The organism is Christiangramia crocea, assembly GCF_022410465.1.
Taxonomy (GTDB): Bacteria; Bacteroidota; Bacteroidia; order Flavobacteriales; family Flavobacteriaceae; genus Christiangramia; species Christiangramia crocea.
Window position 1 is genome coordinate 76,413 of the sequence record NZ_JAJSON010000019.1, and the last position, 22,901, is coordinate 99,313.

23 protein-coding genes are annotated in these 22,901 nt (G+C 38.9%); 2 read left to right on the top strand and 21 right to left on the bottom strand.

Annotated elements, in window-relative coordinates; all coding sequences use genetic code 11:
- Window positions 1-4: 4 nt before the first annotated feature.
- The 21 genes from hisF to LU635_RS08830 all read right to left on the bottom strand — a co-directional run bounded on the left by hisF (window position 5) and on the right by LU635_RS08830 (window position 20,670).
- Window positions 5-760 (bottom strand): imidazole glycerol phosphate synthase subunit HisF, encoded by a 756-nt coding sequence (gene hisF, locus LU635_RS08730; protein ID WP_240098233.1) that lies wholly within the window; start codon window positions 758-760, stop codon window positions 5-7.
- Window positions 761-875: 115 nt separating this feature from the next.
- Complete coding sequence (gene hisA / locus LU635_RS08735) at window positions 876-1,601, bottom strand: 1-(5-phosphoribosyl)-5-[(5-phosphoribosylamino)methylideneamino]imidazole-4-carboxamide isomerase (protein WP_240098235.1); 726 nt, start codon at window positions 1,599-1,601, stop codon at window positions 876-878.
- 103 nt (window positions 1,602-1,704) lie between these two features.
- Entirely contained in the window at window positions 1,705-1,992 is a 288-nt protein-coding gene (locus tag LU635_RS08740) for a four helix bundle protein (RefSeq protein WP_240098237.1), read from the bottom strand.
- A gap of 25 nt (window positions 1,993-2,017) precedes the next feature.
- A complete protein-coding gene (hisH, locus tag LU635_RS08745) occupies window positions 2,018-2,623 on the bottom strand; it encodes an imidazole glycerol phosphate synthase subunit HisH (protein WP_240098239.1) in 606 nt (201 codons plus the stop codon).
- A 64-nt stretch (window positions 2,624-2,687) separates the two neighbouring features.
- Window positions 2,688-3,827: a bifunctional histidinol-phosphatase/imidazoleglycerol-phosphate dehydratase HisB gene (hisB, locus tag LU635_RS08750; RefSeq protein WP_240098241.1), complete on the bottom strand. Its 1,140-nt coding sequence runs from the start codon at window positions 3,825-3,827 to the stop codon at window positions 2,688-2,690.
- Window positions 3,820-4,872 carry a histidinol-phosphate transaminase gene (gene hisC, locus LU635_RS08755; protein WP_240098243.1) on the bottom strand — a complete coding sequence of 351 codons (1,053 nt, stop codon included), beginning with the start codon at window positions 4,870-4,872 and terminating at the stop codon, window positions 3,820-3,822. Before hisC ends, hisB begins: the two co-directional genes overlap by 8 nt.
- A gap of 1 nt (window position 4,873) precedes the next feature.
- Window positions 4,874-6,157 (bottom strand): histidinol dehydrogenase, encoded by a 1,284-nt coding sequence (gene hisD, locus LU635_RS08760; RefSeq protein WP_240098245.1) that lies wholly within the window; start codon window positions 6,155-6,157, stop codon window positions 4,874-4,876.
- Window positions 6,158-6,178: 21 nt separating this feature from the next.
- Window positions 6,179-7,042 carry an ATP phosphoribosyltransferase gene (gene hisG / locus LU635_RS08765; protein ID WP_240098247.1) on the bottom strand — a complete coding sequence of 288 codons (864 nt, stop codon included), beginning with the start codon at window positions 7,040-7,042 and terminating at the stop codon, window positions 6,179-6,181.
- A 218-nt stretch (window positions 7,043-7,260) separates the two neighbouring features.
- Window positions 7,261-8,076 (bottom strand): prohibitin family protein, encoded by an 816-nt coding sequence (locus tag LU635_RS08770; RefSeq protein WP_240098249.1) that lies wholly within the window; start codon window positions 8,074-8,076, stop codon window positions 7,261-7,263.
- Window positions 8,077-8,092: 16 nt separating this feature from the next.
- Complete coding sequence (locus tag LU635_RS08775; protein ID WP_240098251.1) at window positions 8,093-10,126, bottom strand: vWA domain-containing protein; 2,034 nt, start codon at window positions 10,124-10,126, stop codon at window positions 8,093-8,095.
- A gap of 120 nt (window positions 10,127-10,246) precedes the next feature.
- Entirely contained in the window at window positions 10,247-10,993 is a 747-nt protein-coding gene (gene fabG / locus LU635_RS08780) for a 3-oxoacyl-[acyl-carrier-protein] reductase (RefSeq protein ID WP_240098253.1), read from the bottom strand.
- Window positions 10,994-11,114: 121 nt separating this feature from the next.
- Window positions 11,115-11,990 (bottom strand): succinate--CoA ligase subunit alpha, encoded by an 876-nt coding sequence (gene sucD, locus LU635_RS08785; protein WP_240098255.1) that lies wholly within the window; start codon window positions 11,988-11,990, stop codon window positions 11,115-11,117.
- Between the two features lie 183 nt (window positions 11,991-12,173).
- Window positions 12,174-13,700 carry a M56 family metallopeptidase gene (locus LU635_RS08790; protein WP_240098257.1) on the bottom strand — a complete coding sequence of 509 codons (1,527 nt, stop codon included), beginning with the start codon at window positions 13,698-13,700 and terminating at the stop codon, window positions 12,174-12,176.
- A gap of 118 nt (window positions 13,701-13,818) precedes the next feature.
- Window positions 13,819-14,184 carry a BlaI/MecI/CopY family transcriptional regulator gene (locus tag LU635_RS08795; protein WP_240098259.1) on the bottom strand — a complete coding sequence of 122 codons (366 nt, stop codon included), beginning with the start codon at window positions 14,182-14,184 and terminating at the stop codon, window positions 13,819-13,821.
- Between the two features lie 111 nt (window positions 14,185-14,295).
- Window positions 14,296-14,691: a nuclear transport factor 2 family protein gene (locus LU635_RS08800; protein WP_240098261.1), complete on the bottom strand. Its 396-nt coding sequence runs from the start codon at window positions 14,689-14,691 to the stop codon at window positions 14,296-14,298.
- Between the two features lie 6 nt (window positions 14,692-14,697).
- Window positions 14,698-15,627, bottom strand: a complete 930-nt coding sequence (locus tag LU635_RS08805) for a UDP-3-O-(3-hydroxymyristoyl)glucosamine N-acyltransferase (protein ID WP_240098263.1) — start codon at window positions 15,625-15,627, stop codon at window positions 14,698-14,700.
- Entirely contained in the window at window positions 15,627-16,193 is a 567-nt protein-coding gene (gene efp, locus LU635_RS08810) for an elongation factor P (protein ID WP_240098265.1), read from the bottom strand. The genes LU635_RS08805 and efp overlap by 1 nt, the downstream gene beginning before the upstream one ends.
- 10 nt (window positions 16,194-16,203) lie before the next feature.
- On the bottom strand, window positions 16,204-16,989 hold the full coding sequence (gene lpxA / locus LU635_RS08815; RefSeq protein ID WP_240098267.1) for an acyl-ACP--UDP-N-acetylglucosamine O-acyltransferase: 786 nt from the start codon (window positions 16,987-16,989) through the stop codon (window positions 16,204-16,206).
- A gap of 5 nt (window positions 16,990-16,994) precedes the next feature.
- Window positions 16,995-18,395: a bifunctional UDP-3-O-[3-hydroxymyristoyl] N-acetylglucosamine deacetylase/3-hydroxyacyl-ACP dehydratase gene (locus LU635_RS08820; protein WP_240098269.1), complete on the bottom strand. Its 1,401-nt coding sequence runs from the start codon at window positions 18,393-18,395 to the stop codon at window positions 16,995-16,997.
- On the bottom strand, window positions 18,388-19,416 hold the full coding sequence (gene lpxD / locus LU635_RS08825) for a UDP-3-O-(3-hydroxymyristoyl)glucosamine N-acyltransferase (RefSeq protein WP_240098271.1): 1,029 nt from the start codon (window positions 19,414-19,416) through the stop codon (window positions 18,388-18,390). Before lpxD ends, LU635_RS08820 begins: the two co-directional genes overlap by 8 nt.
- Before the next feature lie 24 nt (window positions 19,417-19,440).
- Window positions 19,441-20,670 (bottom strand): HD domain-containing protein, encoded by a 1,230-nt coding sequence (locus LU635_RS08830; protein WP_240098274.1) that lies wholly within the window; start codon window positions 20,668-20,670, stop codon window positions 19,441-19,443.
- A 122-nt stretch (window positions 20,671-20,792) separates the two neighbouring features.
- On the opposite strand from LU635_RS08830, the gene porX reads away from it, so the two are divergent.
- Window positions 20,793-22,343 carry a T9SS response regulator signal transducer PorX gene (gene porX / locus LU635_RS08835; protein ID WP_240098276.1) on the top strand — a complete coding sequence of 517 codons (1,551 nt, stop codon included), beginning with the start codon at window positions 20,793-20,795 and terminating at the stop codon, window positions 22,341-22,343.
- Window positions 22,344-22,472: 129 nt separating this feature from the next.
- Window positions 22,473-22,877 carry a tRNA (adenosine(37)-N6)-threonylcarbamoyltransferase complex ATPase subunit type 1 TsaE gene (gene tsaE / locus LU635_RS08840; protein ID WP_240098277.1) on the top strand — a complete coding sequence of 135 codons (405 nt, stop codon included), beginning with the start codon at window positions 22,473-22,475 and terminating at the stop codon, window positions 22,875-22,877.
- The last annotated feature ends 24 nt before the right edge of the window (window positions 22,878-22,901 follow it).

Here is a 22,901-nt window from a genome sequence, read left to right on the forward strand (position 1 = left end):
ATTCTTATAACCGCACCGGTATCCCCGCATTTTTTAAATGTCCTTTCAATTCCCGGATCTCTATTTCCTTAAAGTGGAAAACACTGGCAGCCAGAGCTGCATCAGCTTTTCCTTTCTGAAAAGTATCGATAAAATGATCAATATTACCTGCACCTCCCGAGGCAATGATGGGAATATTCACCTCTTCTGAAAGTCTTGCCAGAGGTTGGTTAGCAAAACCCTTCTTGGTGCCGTCGTGGTCCATGGAGGTGAACAGAATCTCACCGGCGCCTCGCTGCTCAACTTCCTTAGCCCATTCAAAAAGGTCAATATCGGTAGGTACCTTTCCTCCCACCAGATGAACTTTCCAGTTACCATCAATATTTTTAGCATCGATAGCGACCACTATACACTGACTCCCGAATTTTTCGGAAAGCTGATTGATAAGTTCAGGATTCTTTACGGCCGAAGAATTTATAGAAACCTTATCGGCGCCATTCTTTAGCAGAATATCCACATCTTCCACCGATGATATCCCACCACCAACGGTAAAAGGAATATTCAGTTGTTCGGCTACATCCAGAACCAGTTTGGCAAGGGTCTTCCTTTTTTCTTCGGTAGCTGAAATATCAAGAAATACGAGCTCATCGGCGCCTTTTTCGGCATAAGCAGCCGCGAGCTCTACCGGATCTCCGGCATCCCTCAGGTCAACAAAATTGATTCCTTTGACCGTCCTGCCATTTTTGATATCAAGACAGGGTATAATTCGTTTTGTTAGCATCTTTGTAGATGTTAGATTTTAGTATTTTTAATTTTTATGATACGTCAAGCTGAACATATTTCAGCTTCTCAGAGACCCTGCACCATCCCGATAGCTATCGGGACAGGGTGACGATTTAATTATTTAAAATATAATTCTCCAATTGTTTTAAACTGATCCTATTCTCATAGATCGCTTTGCCAATTATCACTCCTTCGCAACCTATCTCTTCCAGTGAGGGAAGTTCATCAAATTTTGAAATCCCTCCGGAAGCTATAAGACTGATATTATCGGTTTCAGAAAGGATCTCCTCATAAAGAGCAAAGGACGGACCTTCAAGCATTCCGTCTTTTGAAATATCCGTACAGATCACATATCGCACTCCGCTCTTCTCAAATTCCTGAATAAAAGGAATGATCTGTTCTTCCGAATTTTCCAACCAGCCTGAAACTGCAATTTTCCGGTCTTTGGCATCTGCACCCAGGATGATCTTATCATTTCCATATTTCTGAAGCCAGCTCTGAAACAATTCCGGGTCTTTTACGGCGATACTTCCTCCTGTAATCTGATTCGCTCCGCTTTCAAAAGCTACTTTGAGATCTTTATCTGACTTTAATCCACCTCCAAAATCCACTTTTAAACTGGTTTTTGAAGCTATTTGCTCCAGTATCCTGTAATTTACTATATGGCTGGATTTAGCGCCGTCAAGATCTACAAGGTGCAGATATTCAATCCCATGATCCTGAAATGATTTAGCTACTTCCAGGGGATTTTCATTGTATATTTTTTTCGTATTATAATCTCCTTTAGAGAGCCTTACACATTTACCTTCGATTATATCTATTGCAGGAATTATTCTCATTTGAAGTTTGAATTTAGAAGTGGGAAGGACGAATTATTCATTTGTTTAAGTTTCTTTTTGTTGTATTTATTGAGGCAACAACTATAGAAATTATTTCATTACACTATGAATGTAATTTCTTTGCCTGATCAGCCTTATTTTCTAATATTTCGATAAACAACTCTAGAAAATACATGCTTTCATCAGCTTCCTCCTCCACTATTTTTAATTTATTGATAAAATCTGCACTGCTTTTCGCTCTTTGGGCTGAACGGTAATTAGCTCCTACTGAGCTGGATGATCTTATTAGTTGATTAACGTAAGCATTATACTCACGAGAATTTGGAATTGAGGAACAGAATCGCCAACAATCGATGGCAAATTGTTTTGTTCGGTCTTTTAATTCTCTCATAACTCCTAATTCTAATTTCGTACTTCTAACTTCTTAAATCTAACTTCAAAAAGTTTTTAAGTATCTGTTCTCCTGTTTTACTACTTTTCTCAGGGTGAAACTGGACTCCGTAGAAATTATCACGGTGTAATGCCGTGGAATAGTTAATACCATACTCGGTTCTGGCAATTTCGTCAACACATTCAGGTACATAGTAGCTATGCACCAGGTAAACATATTCGCCGTTTTCAACATTATCGAAAAGATGTGAATCAAGATTTGTGATCTGGTTCCATCCAATTTGCGGGACTTTTACCGAATTATCGAAACGCTTCACATCGGCATCAAAAATCTCCAGACCTTTGGTATCCCCTTCTTCGGAATAATTGCACATTAACTGCATTCCCAGACAAATACCCAGAACAGGCTGTTTCAGAGTTGGTATTACTTCATCCAAACCAGTTGATCGGAGCATTTTCATGGCACTGCCGGCTTCCCCTACACCCGGAAATATTACCTTATCAGCCTTCCGTATTTCCTCGGCATCACTGCTTAACTCAGCCTCAAAACCAAGTCGCTTTATAGCAAACATGATACTTTGTATATTACCTGCACCGTAATCTATAATTACAATTTTTTGGTTCTTTTTCATGGTAAAATTTAATGAAGTCAATTCAAGAGTGATTCTAACTTCTCACGTTTAAAATCTAATTTCTCTATAGCATTCCCTTTGTTGATGGCAGGATCATTTTTTCAGTGTCCCTCTTTACCGCCATTTTAATCGATTTTGCAAAGGCCTTGAAAATTGCCTCTATCTTATGGTGTTCATTGATTCCTTCAGCCTTTATATTTAGATTCGCTTTAGCCCCATCAGTAAAAGATTTGAAGAAATGATAGAACATTTCTGTTGGCATCTTGCCAATCATTTCCCTGTTAAAATCAGCTTTCCACTCCAGCCAGTTACGGCCTCCAAAATCTATCGCCACCTGGGCAAGACAATCGTCCATAGGCAGGCAAAAACCATATCTTTCAATACCCAGCTTATTTCCCAGAGCCTGACTAAAAACCTCTCCAAGGGCTATAGCCGTATCTTCAATAGTATGATGTTCATCCACTTCCAGGTCGCCATCTACTTTTATCTTAAGGTCCATTTGTCCGTGGCGGGCTAGCTGGTCCAGCATATGGTCAAAAAAGGCAATTCCTGTACTGATGTCACTTTTACCTGAACCATCAAGGTTAAGTTCAATTTGAATATCAGTTTCGTTGGTCTTTCTTGTTATTTCAGCAGTCCTGTCCTGAAGTTTTAAAAACTCATAGATATCTTTCCAGGAATCAGTCTTCAAGACGATATTATCCTCAACTTCTTTTTTATCATTTTCAACTTCATCAACGGCCAATTCCTCATGAGTATCTATAAAAATTCCCTTCCCACCAAAATTGAAAGCGAATTCAATATCTGTGAGTCGATCGCCAATCATAAACGAATTTTTAAGGTCGTATTTTCTGTTGTTAAGGAACTTCTCCTCCATCAGCCCCAGATTAGGCTTTCTGGTAGGAGCATTTTCTTTTGCAAAGGTCCTGTCGATCAAAACATCACTAAACTCTACTCCTTCATTTTTAAAGATTTTGATGATGAAATTCTGAATAGGCCAGAAATCGCTTTCCGGAAAACTGTCGGTTCCCAATCCATCCTGATTGGTCACCATCACGATTTCATAATCCAGTTCTTTGGCTATTTTTCCCATATAGGTTAAAACCTCCGGATAAAATTCAAGTTTGTCCAGATTGTCTATCTGGTAATCTCCCGGTTCATGTATAAGGGTTCCGTCCCGGTCTACAAATAAAACTTTAGTCATTTTTTATTTCTTTTAATGCGTTGATCAGTTTTCTGTTCTCCCTCTTTGTCCCCACAGTAATCCGCAGGCAATTATTGCATAAAGGCTGGTTACTTCTGTTTCTCACAACTATTCCCTTTTCGATCAATTGATCATATCTCTTATTGGCATTATCCACTTCTATTAGCAGGAAATTGGCATCAGACTTATAGACTTTTGAGATAAAATCAACTTCAACTAATTCTTTAATTAAACTACTTCTTTCCTTCAGTATTTCAGATACTTGCAATTTAATTTCTTTTATGCGCTGTAAAGCTTTTAATCCCTCATTTTGAGTTAATTGATTTACATTATAAGGAGGTTTGATCCTGTTTAGAATCCTGATAATCGCTTCAGAAGCATATAGAATTCCCAATCTGATTCCTGCCATTCCGTAAGCCTTGGAAAAAGTTTGAGTAACTATCAAATTTGGGTATTCCTGAAGTCTTTTTGTCCAGCTTTCCTGTTCTGAAAAATCGATATAAGCTTCATCTATTACCACAAGACCCATGAAATTATCAAGGATCTTTTCTATTCTATCCACCTCAAAGGAATTTCCCGATGGATTATTGGGCGAACAAAGAAAAATGATCTTTGTACTATTATTAACCTGATTCAAAATTGCAGTCACATCAGGCTCGAAATCATGATTTAGCAAAACTTCCCTGTTCTCGATATGGTTAATATCGGCCAGAACTTTATACATCCCGTACGTAGGCGGCAGGGTAACCACATTGTCTTTCCCCGGTTCGCAGAAAGCCCGGAAGATAAGATCCAGCACTTCATCGCTTCCATTTCCCAATAGAATATTAGCTTCCGGAATGTCCTTAACCTCTGAGAGTTTTTCTTTTAAAAGATTCTGTTGCGGATCGGGATAACGATTAAGTCCCGTATCATTCGGATTCTCATTAGCGTCCAGAAAGACCATCTCAGCACCCTGAGTCTTGAACTCATCCCTGGCCGAAGAATATGGCTTTAATGAAGCGACATTACTCCGAACCAGTGTATTTATATCAAATGCACTCATGCTATTCGAGGTCTTTTAATCTTAGACTAACTGCGTTTTTGTGAGCCTGTAAACCTTCAGCTTCTGCGAGCAATTCTATAGAAGGACCAATCTCTTTTATGCCGGCTTCAGAGATCTTCTGAAAAGTGATCGTCTTCATAAAGCTATCCAGATTCACCCCGCTATACTGTTTTGCATAACCATTGGTAGGCAGGGTATGATTGGTTCCCGATGCATAGTCTCCAGCACTCTCTGGAGCATAATTCCCGATAAATACAGAGCCTGCATTGGCAATTCCATTCACAAAAAAGGATTCGTTTTCAGCACACACGATAAAGTGTTCAGGACCATATTCATTGATGAGTTCCAGAGCTTCTTCATCGGAATCAATCAGAATCAACCGGGAATTCTCAATTGCTCTCTCCGCGATCGCCTGGCGTGGCAATGCATTTATCTGAACTTCAATCTCATCTGAAACTTTATCCAGAAGCTTTTCTGAAGTAGAAATAAGAATCACCTGACTATCTATGCCATGTTCTGCCTGACTTAAAAGATCGGAAGCCACATAGGCAGCTTTAGCAGAATCATCAGCAAAAATGAGCAATTCGGAAGGTCCGGCCGGCATATCGATGGCTACCTGGTATTTGGTAGCAAGTTGCTTTGCGACCGTAACAAACTGATTTCCCGGTCCAAATATCTTATAAACCTGTGGAACATCTTCAGTCCCAAAGGTCATCGCTCCAATCGCCTGTATACCCCCAATCTTAAAGATCTTCGTTACCCCGCAAAGTTCAGCAGTATATAAAATTGCCGGATTTACCCTAGCCTCTTTACTGGGAGGTGTGCAAAGGATGATCTCCTCGCAGCCTGCAAGCCTGGCCGGGATGGCAAGCATTAAAATTGATGAAAAGAGCGGAGCCGTCCCTCCGGGAATATATAGTCCAACTTTCTGGATCGGTTTTTTTTCCTGCCAGCAACTCACACCACTGGTAGTTTCAACACTTACCTTTTCTGTCTTTTGGGCTGAATGAAATTTTTCAATATTGGCTTTCGCCAGCTTTATAGCCTCTTTTAATTCTGAAGATATTTCGTTTTTAGCCTCCTCTATTTCTTGCCGGGTAACCACTAGGCTGTCCAGTTTGATTCCATCAAAAAGATCGGTGTACTTTGCAACCGCTGAATTACCTTTTGTTCTGATCTCATCGAAGATCTGATTTACGGTTTGCTCAATATCGGTAACGGTCTGGGTTGGTCTCTTAAGGATTTCAGGCCAGTCCGTTCTGGATGGATTTAAAATCTTTTTCATAATCTAAATTTTCAGCAGTTATTAAATTACCATTTTTTCGATTGGTGCAACCAGTATACCTTCAGCCCCATAATTCTTAAGCTCGTCTATCACTTCCCAAAAACGCTCTTCGTTTATCACCGTATGAACAGAACTCCAGCCTTCTTCTGCCAGGGGTAGTACTGTAGGACTTCGCATTCCTAGCAATAATTTAATGATATCCTCCAGCTTTTCATCAGGTGCATTCAGTAAGATATATTTCGACGTCCTCGCATTTAGCACCGATTTGATTCGGAACTGTAACTTTTGTAAGATACTTTCTCTTTCAGGAGAAATCTTCGGGGAAATTGCAATAACAGCTTCGCTTTTCAACATTACTTCAACTTCTTTGAGTCCGTTTTTAAAGAGAGTGCTTCCACTGGACACTATATCACAAATAGCATCTGCAAGACCAATATTAGGTGCGATCTCCACAGAGCCATTAATAATATGAAGCTCAGCAGAAACCCCTTTTTCCTTTAAGAATTCATTTACTGTATTTGGATAAGATGTGGCTATCTTCATTCCATCAAGATCTTTAATGCCCGAATATTTGAAAGATTTGGGAACGGCCATGGAAACCCTGCATTTTGAGAAGCCTAGCTTTTCTGCCTGAATGATGTCCTGCCCTTTTTCAATCAGAACATTTTCACCAATTATGGCCACATCTACCACTCCATCCCGTAAATACTGCGGAATATCACCGTTTCTCAGATACATCACCTCCAGTGGGAAATTTCGGGAAGAAGCCTTTAACTGTTCCTTTCCGTTATCAATTGAAATCCCGGCATCCTTAAGGATCTTAATAGAGTCCTCATATAATCGGCCCGATTTCTGAACTGCAATTCTTAATTTTTCTTTACTCATAACTTTAAATTGGCTGATATTAGAAATAAAAAAACCCGTTTGATTGCTCAAACGGGTTATGATATATTTTAGTTAATGTTACAGCATATCATATTCACCTCGCCTGAGCGTGGATAGAAAAATGATGATGATGTACAAAAATTGGTCTCATTGCTGGTCCAAATCTAAACAAAAAATTTAAAAATAAAACCTTAATCAGGTTTTTTAAGATTTGTTTTTTAGTTGTTTCCTAAAATAATCGGCATTCCACTGTCGCCCTGACCTATAACAACCACTTTAGCATTTGGAGATTTTGCCAGTTCTACCGTGGCTTGAATTCCTTTTTCTTTCAGCACTTTATCCGTCAATGACTCACTAAGAATACGGTTTGCGGTTGCTTTACCTTCCGCATCGATACGCTGACGCTCTGCTTCCTGTTCGGCTTTGGTCAATCTAAATTCATATTCCAGGGATTCCTGTTCCTGTCTTAGCTTTCTTTCTATCGCATCTTTAATTGTAGAAGGAAGTGATACATCTCTAACAAGAACTTCATTTACCTGTACATACTGATCTTCAAGCAAAAGATTTGTTTCGTCAAAAATTTCCTTTTGAATTGCTTCTCTTTTACTTGCGTAAAGCTGCTCCGGATTGTAACGTCCTACCACTGCTCTGGTAGCTGAACGAATTGCTGGTTGTAATAACCGCTGGATATAAGCCTCTCCTTTTTCCTGGTGAAGTTTACCTAACGCAGCATACTCTGGTTGAAACCAAACAGATGCATCCAGGCTGATCTCAAGTCCGTTAGAAGAAAGTACTCGCATTTCTTCATCTATAGACTGTTGACGGACTTCGTAAACAAAAACCTTATTCCAGGGAGCTACAAAGTGAAAACCTTCAGATAAAGGTGGTTGATCTGTAACCACACCTCCGCCGAAAGTTCGGTATAACACTCCGGCTTCACCAGAATCAATAGTAACTGTAGATTTTGCAATAAAAATTATTAAAATGACTACACCTATGAATAAGGGTATGCCAATCTTGGGTAATCTTTCCATATATAAAATTTGAAATTTAAATTAATCCTAAATATTTTCGGTAAAACCATTCTGCGGCAAGAATAATTATCAGGATAAACAACAGGTAATACCAGTCTATCAAAGGTACGGTTTTTTGTCGGCTTTTCTGTACAGGACGGAACTTATCATTATTTAAAAGCTTCGTGATGAGCTCATCTATCCTATCAGGAAAAGTGAGATTTGTTCCGTTGTTTTCTGCAAATGATTGCATCCCCAATAAATTAGCCGAAACGAACTGTTGCTCGGTATTATAATCTATAACCTCAAAGCTTCCAGATTTGGATATATTTCTCTCCAGAACCTCCACGGTAAAAGCATAATTTCCAGCCGGAAGATCACCCGCATCAAACTGATAAAAATTGTTTTTCAACACAAGGTCTGAAGTAAAGCTTTCCTGGGTATCATTATTCAATACAGTGATTTTTAAACTTTCTTCAGCATCAAACCGATAATTTTCGTCAAAATACTGGGCAGTAATAATCACATTCTCATTGGCATAATAAAAATTTTCGTTCTCTACATTCAAACGGTCCCTGGATCGTTTGGCAGAAAGATTCTGGACCAATTTTCCGAAGAAATCGTCAAATTCCTGGAATGATTTATTATCTAAATAAGATTTCGCACGCCAGCGCCAAAGATTTTCACCCAGTAAAAATCCCGATTTTGGGGAATCTCTAGAAACTCCCATAAGAGGCTCCCCGGTTTTAACTCCCTGCAGCTCCTGATAAAGCAATATTCCATATTTACTGTTATCGAATTCCAGAGGACCAAACTTATCTACCAGAGGCGGGAAATCATTAAAACCAATATCCTCGAACTGAAATGCGCTAAACGTAGGATTATAAACCGGAAATATTTCCTGTGGCTGACTGACGGCATTCCTGGAATAACCGAGCGTAAGACTATTAAGGTAATTCCAGTCCGTCTGAGTACCTGTAATTATTAAAAAATTATAATTCCTATCAAGAATTTCATTCACCAAATCATTAAACCTTCTGTTAATTTGATAAATTATAATTAATTGATAATCTGTTATTTGTAAATTATTATTACCCAGGTACTTTATATCTGCCTTACGTTGCTGATTACTTTCAATTGATTTCTTTAGCATACCAAGATCGGGATGAGAAACATCGGTTAAGATCAAAACCGAAGTTCTTTCATCAATCACTTCAACCGCAAAATTCTGTTGATTATTTACAATGTTCTTTTCATCAGATAACGGGTCGATCTCTATTTTATAGGTTTTCACACCTAGAGAACTTGCGGGAAGATCTGTTCTTACAATCTGCGATTTTGAATCTGGTGAAAACCGGAGATTCCTGCTAAAAACAGTATTGTCTCCAGACATGATCCTAAAACTAGTCTCCGCAGCCTCACTGCCTGTATAGTTTAGGAATATCTCCACGGGAAAGCGGTTGTTCAGAAAGGCATATTTATTTGAATTTATCCTTTCAATGCTCAAATCCTTATAGCTGGCGGTATCCCCTATTACGACAGGAAAAACCTGGGCATTCTTTTTTGTTTTATAATATCTGAAATCCCTTCCCAGACTTTGGTTACCATCGGTGAGCAAAACTATGGCAGACTGCTTCCCTGAAAATATTTCCTGGGTTTCAGAAAGGGCATTATAAATATTGGTATGGCGTGCGTCAAAATCAAGACTATCCTCCATGAACAAATCCTCACCAAAACCAATTTGATTCACCTCAAAATTCCGGTTGATTTCCTCATTTTCTGAAAGGCTTCGGGCAATACTTTGCAGGTTCTGCTTTTCTTCGAGATAGGCAACAGATTGAGAATTATCGGCCAGAATAATCAGTTCCGGTTTTTCTACTTCATATTCAACAGAAGTGATTTTAGGGTTTATAAGTAATAAGATTACCAGAAATACAGAAAGGCTTCTTAGTGCAAAGAAGATATAGTCTTTTCGCTGCCTGTGCTGCTTCCGGAACAGGTACTGAAAAAAAGCGAACCCCAGCGCTATAATTAGAGCCAGGGTTATATATAATAATGTGCTTATTGCCATTCTTAAAGTTGGAAGTTATAAGCTAACAGCTCAAAGCTCCAAGTTAACTAAAATTTTCATCGCTATAAAAATTCCTAAAACTTGAATTTCTAACTTCTCACTTCTAAAATCCAAATACTATCAGGTGTGCATTCCCCCATCAACATGAATGATCTGTCCTGTAACATAAGAGCTCAGGTCACTTCCAAGATATACACAGGCATTGGCGATATCTTCAGGTTTTCCTCCTCTTTTCAGCGGGATTGCCTCCCTCCAGCCCTGAACCGTTTTCTCGTCCAGTTTTTCGGTCATTTCAGTTTCAATGAATCCGGGAGCGACCACATTGGTCCTTATATTACGTGAACCTAATTCCTGAGCCATGGATTTTGAGAAGCCAATAATTCCCGCTTTAGAAGCTGCATAGTTCGCCTGGCCTGCATTTCCGGTAACGCCAACCACAGAACTCATATTGATGATACTACCCTTACGCTGTTTCAGCATGGTACGCTGAACAGCCTTGGTCATATTGAATATAGACTTCAGGTTCACTTCAATAACCTTATCGAAATCTTCCTCGCTCATCCTCATCAAAAGATTATCCTTGGTAATCCCGGCATTATTCACCAGAATATCTATAGATCCAAAATCCTCATTTACTTTATCTACTAATTCCTGGGCTTCCTTAAAGCTTGCGGCATTAGACTGGTAAGCTTTAGCCTTAACACCCAGTTCCTCCAGCTCTTTTGCCAGTTCTTCAGCCGACTGCGCCGATGAATTATATGTAAAAGCAACATTTGCTCCATGCTGGGCAAATACCTGGGCAATACCTTTTCCTATTCCACGACTACCCCCTGTAATTATTGCATTCTTTCCTTCTAATAATTTCATATTGATTGGTCTTGATTAATTGACTATCCAAATATAACAAAACTGAACAGGCCTCTAATAAAAAACCCTTCTGAAAAATATTCAATTCAGAAGGATCTTTAAAATTTATAATAATTGAGGTTTAGCTATTAAGAACCTCAGCTACTTTTAATCCGATTTCTGCAGGAGAATCCACAACATGGATTCCATTCTCCTTAAGAATTTTCTTTTTAGCCTGAGCAGTATCTTCGCTACCTCCAACGATCGCACCGGCATGACCCATGGTACGACCTGCAGGAGCAGTTTCACCAGCAATAAAACCAATAACAGGTTTTTTGTTACCGTTCTCTTTCACCCATTTGGCTGCATCAGCCTCTAGCTGACCACCAATCTCGCCAATCATTACGATACACTCTGTTTCTTCATCATTCATCAACAATTCAACAGCTTCTTTGGTAGTAGTCCCAATGATAGGATCACCACCAATTCCGATAGCCGTGGTAATTCCAAGCCCTTGCTTCACCACCTGATCTGCTGCTTCATAAGTAAGAGTACCGGATTTAGATACGATACCAACTTTCCCTTTCTTAAAAACAAAACCTGGCATAATACCAACCTTAGCTTCTCCCGGGGTAATTACTCCAGGACAGTTAGGGCCAACAAGTCGGCAATCACGATCCTTGATATAATCGGCAGCCTTTACCATATCGGCAACAGGAATACCTTCAGTAATGGTAATAATTACTTTAATACCGGCATCGGCAGCTTCCATTATGGCATCGGCAGCAAATGCTGGCGGCACAAAAATGATCGATACATCTGCCCCGGTTTGTTCAACCGCATCAGAAACCGTATTGAAAACTGGTTTGTTAAGGTGTTTTTGTCCTCCTTTTCCCGGAGTAACTCCACCAACTACATTTGTACCGTATTCTATCATCTGCTCGGCATGGAAAGTACCTTCACTTCCGGTAAAACCCTGCACGATTACTTTAGAATTTTTATTGACTAAAACGCTCATAAGTGTTTTTTGATTTTGGTTTACAAAAGTATGTTTTTAAATATAAATCTTAAAGGCTTTTTAGGGATTATTCCCCGGATAATTCATAAAATTCCCATAAAAACTGGCTGGTTTCAGGCAATAAAAAAACCGAAGCGTCAACTTCGGTCCCCTGATTATTAATTTAAAAAATAGCTTCCTGCACTAAAGAGAATCCTTTTTCTTTTGTTGCTGGTTCTGTTTTTCCTTCTCTGCCTTTTCTTTTAGGCGCATTTTTTCTTCCCGTAACACCTCTTGTTTTTCTCTTATTTTAGCCCTTTCTTCAGAAATTTCTGCCCTGCGCGCCTGAATTTCTTTCCTCACAACGATTTTATGTTGCTGCCTTATACTGTCTCTCTGCTGTTGAACCTTTTCCAGATGAGCCTCCCTTTTCCTTTGCATTTCCTCCCTGCGCAATTCCCTTTCTATCCTTATCTCTTCTCTTATCAGATCTCTTTTATTCCTATGAACCCTGCTTAGGGAATCATGTTTTCTTTCATGAATTCTGGGTGCGGGCGGCGGAGCAGGAACATCTTTATGTATGTTCTTCGGCGCTGGAGGTGGTGGAGGAATATTTCCAGTGGCAGAAGGAGCCGGCGGACTTGGTGGCGGTCCTGCTTTTCCTGACGGTGCTGGTGGTGGAGGTGGAAAAACAGTGTGACCTGTGACTTCAGAAAATCTTGTCTTTTTGAATTCTGTATTCAAGCGATCCAGAACTCCTTCTTCCGGATTCTTCGTTTGAATATGAAAACTCATCTTTTTTATCTCCGTATCGTTCTTAGCTTCAACCATTGCATCCAGATGATCCACTAATGCTTTCAACTCTATTTGTTCGCCATTCACAAAGATGTTGTCATCCTGCACCCGGATAGAGATTTTACCAGGATCCTGGATATTATGCCGTGGTTCAATATTTTCTTTGTTATAAATATTTTTAGCAACCGGTTTGGCAACTATATCGTTATTAAAGAAATAAATACATAAGGCCAGAACGGGAATAAAGAAGCCTATCCTGCTTAGAAAGCGTTTCAATGAAAAACTTTTTGAAATCATGATAATTCGTTTTTTGATTAATGAATTGCTTATTGAGCTTGACAATGAATTCTGATGAAATTCGGCGCCATAGTTTAAAAGAATATTTGAGTACTCAAGTGCATCTGTCTTTTTTGATAAAACCTGCTGATCTGCCAGGAATTCGTGGTTGAGCTTAACCGATCTCTTTAAAAGTATGAATACAGGATTGAACCAGAATACAATCTGAAGGAATTCGATAAACAGAATATCCAGGGAATGTTTTTGATCTACGTGAGCTTTCTCATGCTCCATGACAGATTCAGAAATCTGATCATTTTCGTATTCGGCTTTATCAAGAAAAATATAATTAAGAAAAGTGTGAGGAATCAATTTCTGCCTTAACAAGACATAGATGTAGTTCCAGCTTTTAAGTTTCTGATTATTCCTGATATCCTTTTGAATGGAATACAGATTTCTGCCAAATCTGAATCCCATAATTAGAAAACCCGTTATATAGGTCACGAGTGCAGCTATCATCAGGTATGATGACCAGCTTTCATTCTTAGTGTTATCATCTATCCCTGAAGCCTGTGATAAGGGAAGAGCGGCTCCGGGGTCTTCCAGATTTTCAACGTTATAGGAGAATGTTATAAGGGGTATGATGAAAGAAAAAAGCACGGAACCGATTAGAAAAAATCGCTTGAAACTGTGCATATTCTCAGCTTCCAGGAAAAGCTTGTAAAAGCTGAACAGGACAAGCAGACACAATACGGATTTTATTAAATAAGGCAGCATCTTATTTATTCTTTATACGTTCATCAATAAGCTTTCTGATCTCCTTTAGTTCTTCATCGCTTAGATCGGTTTCTCTGGTAAAGAAGGAAGCGAACTGAGATGCTGAATCATTAAAGAAACTCTTTATCATTCCGTTCATCTGTCTGGAGAAGTAACTTGTTTTGGACACTTTGGGAAAATACTCCCTTGATCTCCCTTGTTGGGTATAGCCCACAAAAGCCTTATCCTGCATTCTCTTAAGCAAAGTAGCAACAGTTGTTATTGCAGGTTTTGGATCGGGATATGCCTCCACAAGTTCTTTCATAAAGGCTTTTTCCTTTTTCCAGAGAAGCTGCATCAACTGTTCTTCAGCATTTGAAAGTTCCATATAAATCTGTTTACTCTACAAATGTAGAACATAAATTTTAATTCTACAAACATAGAACAACAATAAAATAAAAAAGGCCCAAAATAAGGACCTTTCATTTCCTGAAATTAGTTATGACCAGGGACTTTCTTCGATCTCTTCCCCTAACTGACTAATTTGAACTCCTTTAAAAAGTTTTCCATCTTTTAGCTCCCAGATAGCGATAAAATGTGCCAAAGGCATTTCTTCATCAGGGTTTTCTATAGTTCGAACATGATATGTGAAATTGATGGCGGCCTCATCTTTTTTAACTACAACCTTTTCTATTTCCGCCCTAAGTGACTCAAAAGAAGAAGAGAGCTGATTACTGATTTCAGCAATCCCCTGAAGGTTCAGCTTCCTGAAACCGGTAGTCCCAAACCACGAAAGCTCCACATCGGGATGAAGAAAACTTTCCAGCACTTCTTTATCTTTATAGAAATTGGATTGATAGAATTTTTCTACCACTTCTCTAGTTCTTAATCCCATAGTTAGTTATTTTAGTGTTTTGACAATTTCCGGCAGTTTCTTTATGGCTGCGTATTCTTTCAGTTTAGTTCGCACTTCTCCAAAAGGGGTGCCCCAGTAAGTCGTATTTGGTTCTGTATCCTTGGACACTCCACATTGCGCCATAAGGACAGTTCCTTTGGCAATGGTAATATCACTTCTAATACCTACCTGCCCCCAAATGGTCACATCCTCTTCTACCACTACACATCCTGCGATACCCACCTGCGAAGCTATAAGGCAATTCTTTCCTATCACGGTATCATGTCCAATTTGGATGAGATTATCCAGCTTTGAACCTTCTCCTATGATAGTATCACCAGTCACTCCTCTATCTATAGTACAATTTGCCCCAATCTCAACATTATCCTTCACCACCACTCTACCGCCTGAAAGTAATTTATCAAAACCTTCTGGTCTTTTCTTATAATAAAAAGCATCTCCTCCCAGAACGGTACCATTATGAATTATCACATTGTCGCCAATCACACAATTATCCCCAATATTCACACTGGCATGGATAAGACAGTTGCTGCCAATTCTAACGTTATTACCCAGAAATACATTAGGCTGAATGATCGTCCCTTCGCCCACTTCGGCAGAATCGGAGATCATGCCAGTTGAAGCTTGAAAAGGCTTAAAATGTCTGGTAAGCTTATTGAAATCCCTGAAAGGATCATCAGATATCAATAAAGCCTTTCCCTCGGGACATTCCACTTCCTTATTAATAAGGATAATAGTAGCCGCTGAATTTAAAGCTTTATCATAATACTTGGGATGATCCACAAAGACAATATCACCAGGGGTAACCACATGTATTTCATTCATTCCCAAAACCGGGAAATCTGCATCACCTACATAATCGCAATCGATAAGTTCTGCGATCTCCTTCAGAGAATGTTTTTGGGCAAACCTCATTATTCCTTTATCCTTTCCTTATAGGTTCCTTTTTCGGTCTCAATCTTGATCTTATCTCCTTCATTAATGAAAAGAGGAACATTCACTTCAAAACCTGTTTCAACAGTAGCTGGTTTTGTAGCATTTGTTGCGGTATTACCCTTAACGCCAGGTTCGGTATGAGTTACTTCAAGCACAACGCTTGCAGGCATTTCAACTGAAAGTGGCATGTTATCTTCAGTATTTATTAGAATGGTCACCACTTCGCCTTCCTTTAATAGTTTAGGCATATCCAGGGCATTTTCAGTAAGCCTTATCTGTGTGTAATCTTCAACATTCATGAAATGCCAGAATTCACCATCTTCATAAAGGAACTGAAACTTATGTGTTTCAACTCTTATATCTTCGATCTTATGACCTGCTGAAAATGTATTCTCGAGAACCTTTCCCGTAGTAACACTTTTCAGTTTCGTTCTTACAAATGCAGGACCCTTTCCTGGTTTTACATGGAGGAATTCCACGATTTTATAAATGTCGTGATTGTATCTTATACAAAGTCCGTTTCTTATATCGCTGGTTGTAGCCATTTAAATAAAATTAATTTGAGCTGAAGTATCCTTTCATGATACCTCGTTGTGAGTTTTTAATAAATTCCAATATTTCATCTCTCTCTGCCGTAGCCTGCATTTCAGCTTCAATGATGGCCACTGCCTGAGAATTATTATAGTTTTTCTGATAAAGAATCCTGTAAATATCCTGAATCTCCCTGATCTTATCTGTGGAAAAACCTCTTCTTCGCAAGCCGATAGAATTGATACCCACATAACTTAGAGGTTCCCGACCCGCTTTTACAAAGGGAGGAACATCTTTTCTAACCAGTGATCCACCGGTAACAAAAGCGTGTTTACCAATACTACAAAATTGCTGGATTGCCGCCATCCCCGCCAAAACAACATATTCGCCCACATTGATGTGTCCGGCAAGAGTACTGTTATTTGAAAAAATACAATTGTCACCTACTATGCAGTCATGTGCAATATGACAATAAGCCATGATCCAACAGTTGTTGCCAACCACAGTTTTCATCCTGTCGGTTGTGCCCCTGTTGATGGTAACACATTCCCTGATTGTCGTATTATCACCGATTACGGTAAGTGTATCTTCGTCATTAAATTTTTTATCCTGGGGGACGGCAGAGATTACAGCACCAGGAAAAATACTACAGTTCTTCCCGATCCTTGCGCCTTCCATTATTGTAACATTGGAACCAATCCAGGTACCTTCTCCTATCACTACGTTATTATGAATTGTCGCGAAAGGTTCTATCACCACATTTTTAGCGATTTTAGCTCCCGGATGCACATATGCTAAGGGTTGGTTCATATCAATTATTTAGATTTTACAATTTGGGCCATTAATACAGCTTCTGTGGCAAGTTGTCCATTTACATAGGCATAACCCTGCATTTGACAAATCCCTCTCCTGATAGGAGCTAATAATTCTAATTTAAAAATTAACGTATCCCCGGGAACTACCTGTCTTTTGAATCTTACATTATCAATTTTCATAAAGAAAGTAAGGTAATTTTCCGGATCCGGCACCGATTTCAGGGCAAGAATACCACCGGTCTGAGCCATGGCTTCCACCTGAAGAACCCCCGGCATTACCGGTTTTCCCGGAAAATGCCCAACAAAGAAAGGTTCGTTCATCGTCACATTCTTAACTCCTATTACATGAGTGTCTGTCAACTCATAGATCTTATCTACCAGTAAAAATGGTGAACGATGCGGCAATGTATCCATAATATCATTCACATCCATCAAAGGTGGTTGTGAAAGATCAATTTTAGGAACATTATTGCGTTTTTCTGCTTTTATAACTTTAGCCAGTTTTTTGGCAAATTCGGTATTTACATGATGGCCCGGTTTATTGGCAATGATCTTACCTCTAATTCTTGTTCCTATGAGCGCAAGATCACCAAGCACGTCCAGTAATTTATGTCTGGCAGCTTCATTTGGATAATGTAGGGTGAGATTATCCAGGATTCCATTCGGCTTAACCGAAATATCTTCTCTATTGAAGGCTACCCGAAGTTTTTTCAGCGTCTCTTCTCCTATTTCCTTATCAACATATACTATCGCATTATTGAGATCTCCTCCCTTGATAAGACCGTGTTCAAGGAGCGTTTCTATTTCATGTAGAAAACTGAAGGTTCTGGAATCGGCAATTTCCGTCTTGAATTCAGATAGATGTTCTATAGAAGCATTTTGTGTGCCAAGAACTTTCGTTCCGAAGTCAACCATCGTAGTTACCTGATACTCATTTGCAGGCATTGCTATGATTTCACTTCCGCTTTCTTCATCCCGATAGCAAATAATTTCATTCACCACAAATTCCTCACGATCTGCTTCCTGCTCTACCGACCCGGCCTTTTCAAGAGCTTCCACGAAAAACTTTGAAGAACCATCCATAATAGGAGGTTCAGATGCGTTAAGCTCTAAATACAGGTTATCTATCTCCAAACCAACACAGGCAGCAAGCACATGCTCTGAAGTTTGAATGGTCACACCGTTCTTTTCGAGATTGGTACCTCTTCTGGTGTTCACTACATAGCTAACATCCGCTTCTACTTCCGGTTCGCCTTCAAGGTCGGTTCTTTTAAAAACATAGCCTGTATTTTCAGGAGCAGGTTTAAAAGTTAATTTTACTTCCTTACCTGTATGCAGGCCAACACCTTCAAGAGAAACTTCCTCCCGAATAGTTCTTTGTTTCGAAATTCTATCAGCCATTATTATTCATCTTTTTTTCCAGTTGGTTTATCGTTTTCATGGTCTTGGGTAGATTCTTAAAATGTATGTATGATTTATTGTAATCACTATAGCCTATAGCTGGTGAGCCCTGTAACATTTCATCATCTTTAATATCACGCCCGATACCTGATTGTGCCTGTATCTTTACCCTATCACCTATAGTAAGGTGGCCGGCAATTCCAACCTGACCTCCAATGAGGCAGTTTTTACCGATTCTTGTGGAACCGGCAATGCCTGTTTGGGCCGCAATGGCCGTATTATCTCCAATTTCTACATTATGTGCTATCTGAATATGATTATCCAGTTTTACACCCTGTCTTATGATAGTGGACCCAAGTGTAGCACGATCAATGGTTGTCGCTGCTCCAATATCAACATTATCTTCAATGATCACATTACCAATCTGCGGTACTTTACTATACTCACCAGTATCTCCGGGACTAAAACCGAATCCGTCAGCACCAATTACAGCGCCACTGTGAATTGTACAGTTATTCCCTATAAGGCTTTCTGAATAGATCTTCACTCCTGCAAAAATGGTAACATCATTACCGATTTTGACATTATCCCCAATATATACATTAGGATATATCTTTACATTATCACCGATAACCACATTCTCGCCAAGGTAGGAAAAGGCACCGAAATAAAGTCCTTCCCCGTATTTTGCAGTGTCAGATACAAAACTGGGAGCTTCAATTCCCGATTTATTCAGTTTAATCTGATTATAATATTCCAGTAATGTGGAAAAAGCCTTATAGGCATCCTTTACCTTTATAAGGGTGGTACTTACGGGATGATCTATCTCAAAATCATTATTTATGATCGTGATAGAAGCATTAGTGGTATATAAAAATGATGTGTATTTTGGATTGCTTAAAAAAGTAAGGGAGCCTTCTGAACCCTCCTCGATTTTGGCAAGCTCAGAAACTTCCACTTCGGGATTTCCTTCAACCGTGCCTTCTAATATCTCGGCTATTTGCGCTGCTGTAAACTTCATTCTGGCAAAAGTAAAAAAAATGCTTTAATCTTTAACTTTAGGATAACACATATAGTATTTGGTGACCGTATTGGTAAGAGCCTTTAGATTGAACTGGTCTGAAGCCTTCACCACATCGTTTATCTTCCCGTTCTTATGCAGTATATTAATATTGTCCTGTTCTCTCTTATATGCCAGATTGGCTATTTCTCCTTCAAAAACAAAATAGGAAGCTTCCTCTTCTGAAATCCCGTATTTATTCTGAAGGGCAACGGAGCGTTTCTTCAACTTGGTTTCAGAAGGTCTTTTCTTCTTAATCTTCACCTTTAGAAGGTTTCGGTTGATGATCATTTCGCAAAGGTTACTTAGAACGAAATCGTCTGAATACATCCATTCTTTCATAGCCGAGATCACATCGTTATCATCAAGCCTTGAAAAGATTTCCAGGGTCTCATTATCAAAATTATTCCGGCTGATCTTATTCTCCAAAAAATATAACAAGGCCCCGCTGGCATGTAATTTTTCTCCTTTCCCTATTAACTCCTTGGCTCTTTTCAGGACTCTAATCAGTAATTGCTCAGCGACCAGACTGGTTTTATGAAGATATACCTGCCAGTACATCAGCCTGCGACCAATGAGGAACTTTTCTACAGAATAGATGCCCTTTTCTTCAATTACCAGCTCATCATCCACAACATTCAGCATGGTTATAAGCCTTTCGCTATTTATATTCCCTTCAACCGCCCCGGTATAAAAACTGTCTCTTTTAAGGTAGTCCAGCCGGTCCATATCCATCTGGCTGGATATAAGCTGGTTCATAAAATTACGATTGTAACTGCCTTTGAATATCTTGATGGCAAGAGTTAAACTTTGGTTAAAGTTTAAATTCATTTCTTCCATGAAAAGGAGCGAAATAGTCTCATGATCAACACCTTCCACCAGGCTGTGTTCCATTGCATGACTGAAGGGACCATGACCAATATCATGCATTAAAATAGCTATAAGCAAGGCCTCCTCTTCTTCCTTTGAAATCTCCACACCTTTATACCGAAGCACTCTCACCGCTTTTTGCATTAGATGTACACAACCAAGTGCGTGATGAAACCTTGTGTGATGAGCTCCGGGATAAACCAGATAAGAAAGTCCCATCTGGGAAATTCGGCGTAATCTTTGAAAGTAAGAATGTTCAATAATACGAAAGATCCGCTCATTCGGAATGGTAATAAAACCGTAAATTGGATCGTTTAATATTTTAAGTTTAGTTTGCGACGCCAAGCTTTATTTTTCTAATAATTTAAAAACAAAGATACATATATGAAATGAGCCGCAGTGGAATCTGAAAATAAACTAGGATTCCCCGGGAAATTCATTTTAATCATAAGAAGACATTAAAATATATGAGCAATATAAAAATACTATGGGTAGATGACGAGATTGACTTGCTGAAGCCTCACATTATGTTTCTGAAATCACGCAATTACGAAGTGGAAACCTGTAAAAGTGGTACTGAAGCTTTGGACCTTATAGAAAATGAAAATTTTGACATAATCTTTCTGGATGAAAACATGCCAGGGCTAACTGGTCTTGAAACGCTCTCTGAAATCAAGGATAGAAGAGAGACAGTTCCAATAGTTATGATCACGAAGAGTGAAGAGGAATATATAATGGAAGAGGCAATTGGCTCTAAGATTGCCGATTACCTTATTAAGCCTGTTAATCCTAATCAAATTCTTTTAAGCCTGAAGAAAAACCTGGATCACTCCAGGCTTGTTTCTGAAAAGACCACTTCAAATTACCAGCAGGAATTCAGAAAGATTGCGATGGATATGTCTCAGGTAAACACCTATGAGGAATGGGCAGAACTATATCAGAAATTAGTTTACTGGGAATTGCAGCTAGAAGATATTGAAGATTCAGGGATGTTTGAAATTCTGGAATCCCAGAAACTGGAAGCGAACAACCAGTTCTTCAAATTTATTTCTAAGAATTACCAAAGCTGGTTCGAAAAAGGAGCTGAACCACCGGTAATGTCCCATACTCTTTTTAAGAAGATGGTTTTACCAGAAATAAAAGGCGACCAGCCTACTCTTATGATCGTCGTTGATAACTTAAGATATGACCAATGGAAGAGTTTAGAGCCTATCATAAGCACATACTATAAGAAAGAAAAGGAAACCCCTTATTACAGTATACTTCCTACCGCTACTCAGTATGCGCGGAATGCTATTTTTTCTGGTCTTATGCCAAGTGATATGGAAAAGTTATTTCCCGATTACTGGAAAAATGATATAGAAGAAGGAGGAAAGAATAATTATGAAGCTCAGTTTCTTAAAGAGCAATTAAAGCGTCTTGGAAAGGACCTGAAGTTCGAATATCATAAAATTAGCAGCCTGAAAGCCGGTAAGAAGCTGGTTGATAATTTCAAGACACAAAAATCAAATGACCTTACTGTAGTGGTTTATAATTTTGTGGATATGTTATCCCATTCAAAAACCGAAATGGAGGTTATAAAAGAACTTGCTTCCAATGATAAATCATACAGAAGCCTTACTCAAAGCTGGTTTAAAAATTCTCCATTACTGGAAATCATACAAAAAGCACAGCAATCAGGATTCAAGCTTATTATCACAACAGACCACGGGACCATTAATGTGAAGAATCCTTCAAAAGTTATTGGGGACAAGAACACAAGTTTAAACCTGCGCTATAAAACCGGTAAAAGCCTCACGTATGAAAACAAAGAGGTATTCGCGATTGAAGATCCAAAATCAGTTCATTTACCAACTATCAATATGAGCAGTTCTTATATATTCGCCAAAGAAGATCTGTTCTTCGCCTACCCCAATAATTACAATCATTATGTAAGTTATTATCGAAATACTTACCAGCATGGAGGTATTTCATTGGAGGAAATTGTAATCCCCTTTGTAGTCCTGAACCCGAAATAATCGATAAAAAGCATTTTTATTCGATTAAAAACACTTTTAAAAACTATACTAAACTGATTATCAGTTATATGTGGCCTGTTATCTATTTTTTATATATCTTTACAGTCCCGAATCTGACATTTTGAATTTATGGAGTTAACCTACAAACTTCAAGAACTGGATGTAGCCGTAAATTACATTCTAAGTAATACAAAAAGCAAAACATTGCTTTTTTACGGTGAAATGGGTGCAGGAAAGACCACTCTTATAAAGGAGCTGGTTAAAGCACTTGGTGTACGTGATGTCGCCTCCAGTCCCACGTTTTCATTAGTTAACCATTACGAGTCAGAGGAAGGATCTGTTTTTCATTTCGATTTTTATCGAATTGAAGATGATACAGAAGCTTTAGACATTGGTATTGAGGATTACCTGGATTCCGATGGATGGAATTTGATTGAATGGCCTGAAAAAGTAGAAAGATTATTAGGGGAAAACACCCAAAAATTGCGTTTAGAGGTCGAATCTGAAAATACCAGAAAGTTAAAGTTTTGTTAATAAAATTGAATTTAAGGAAAAACA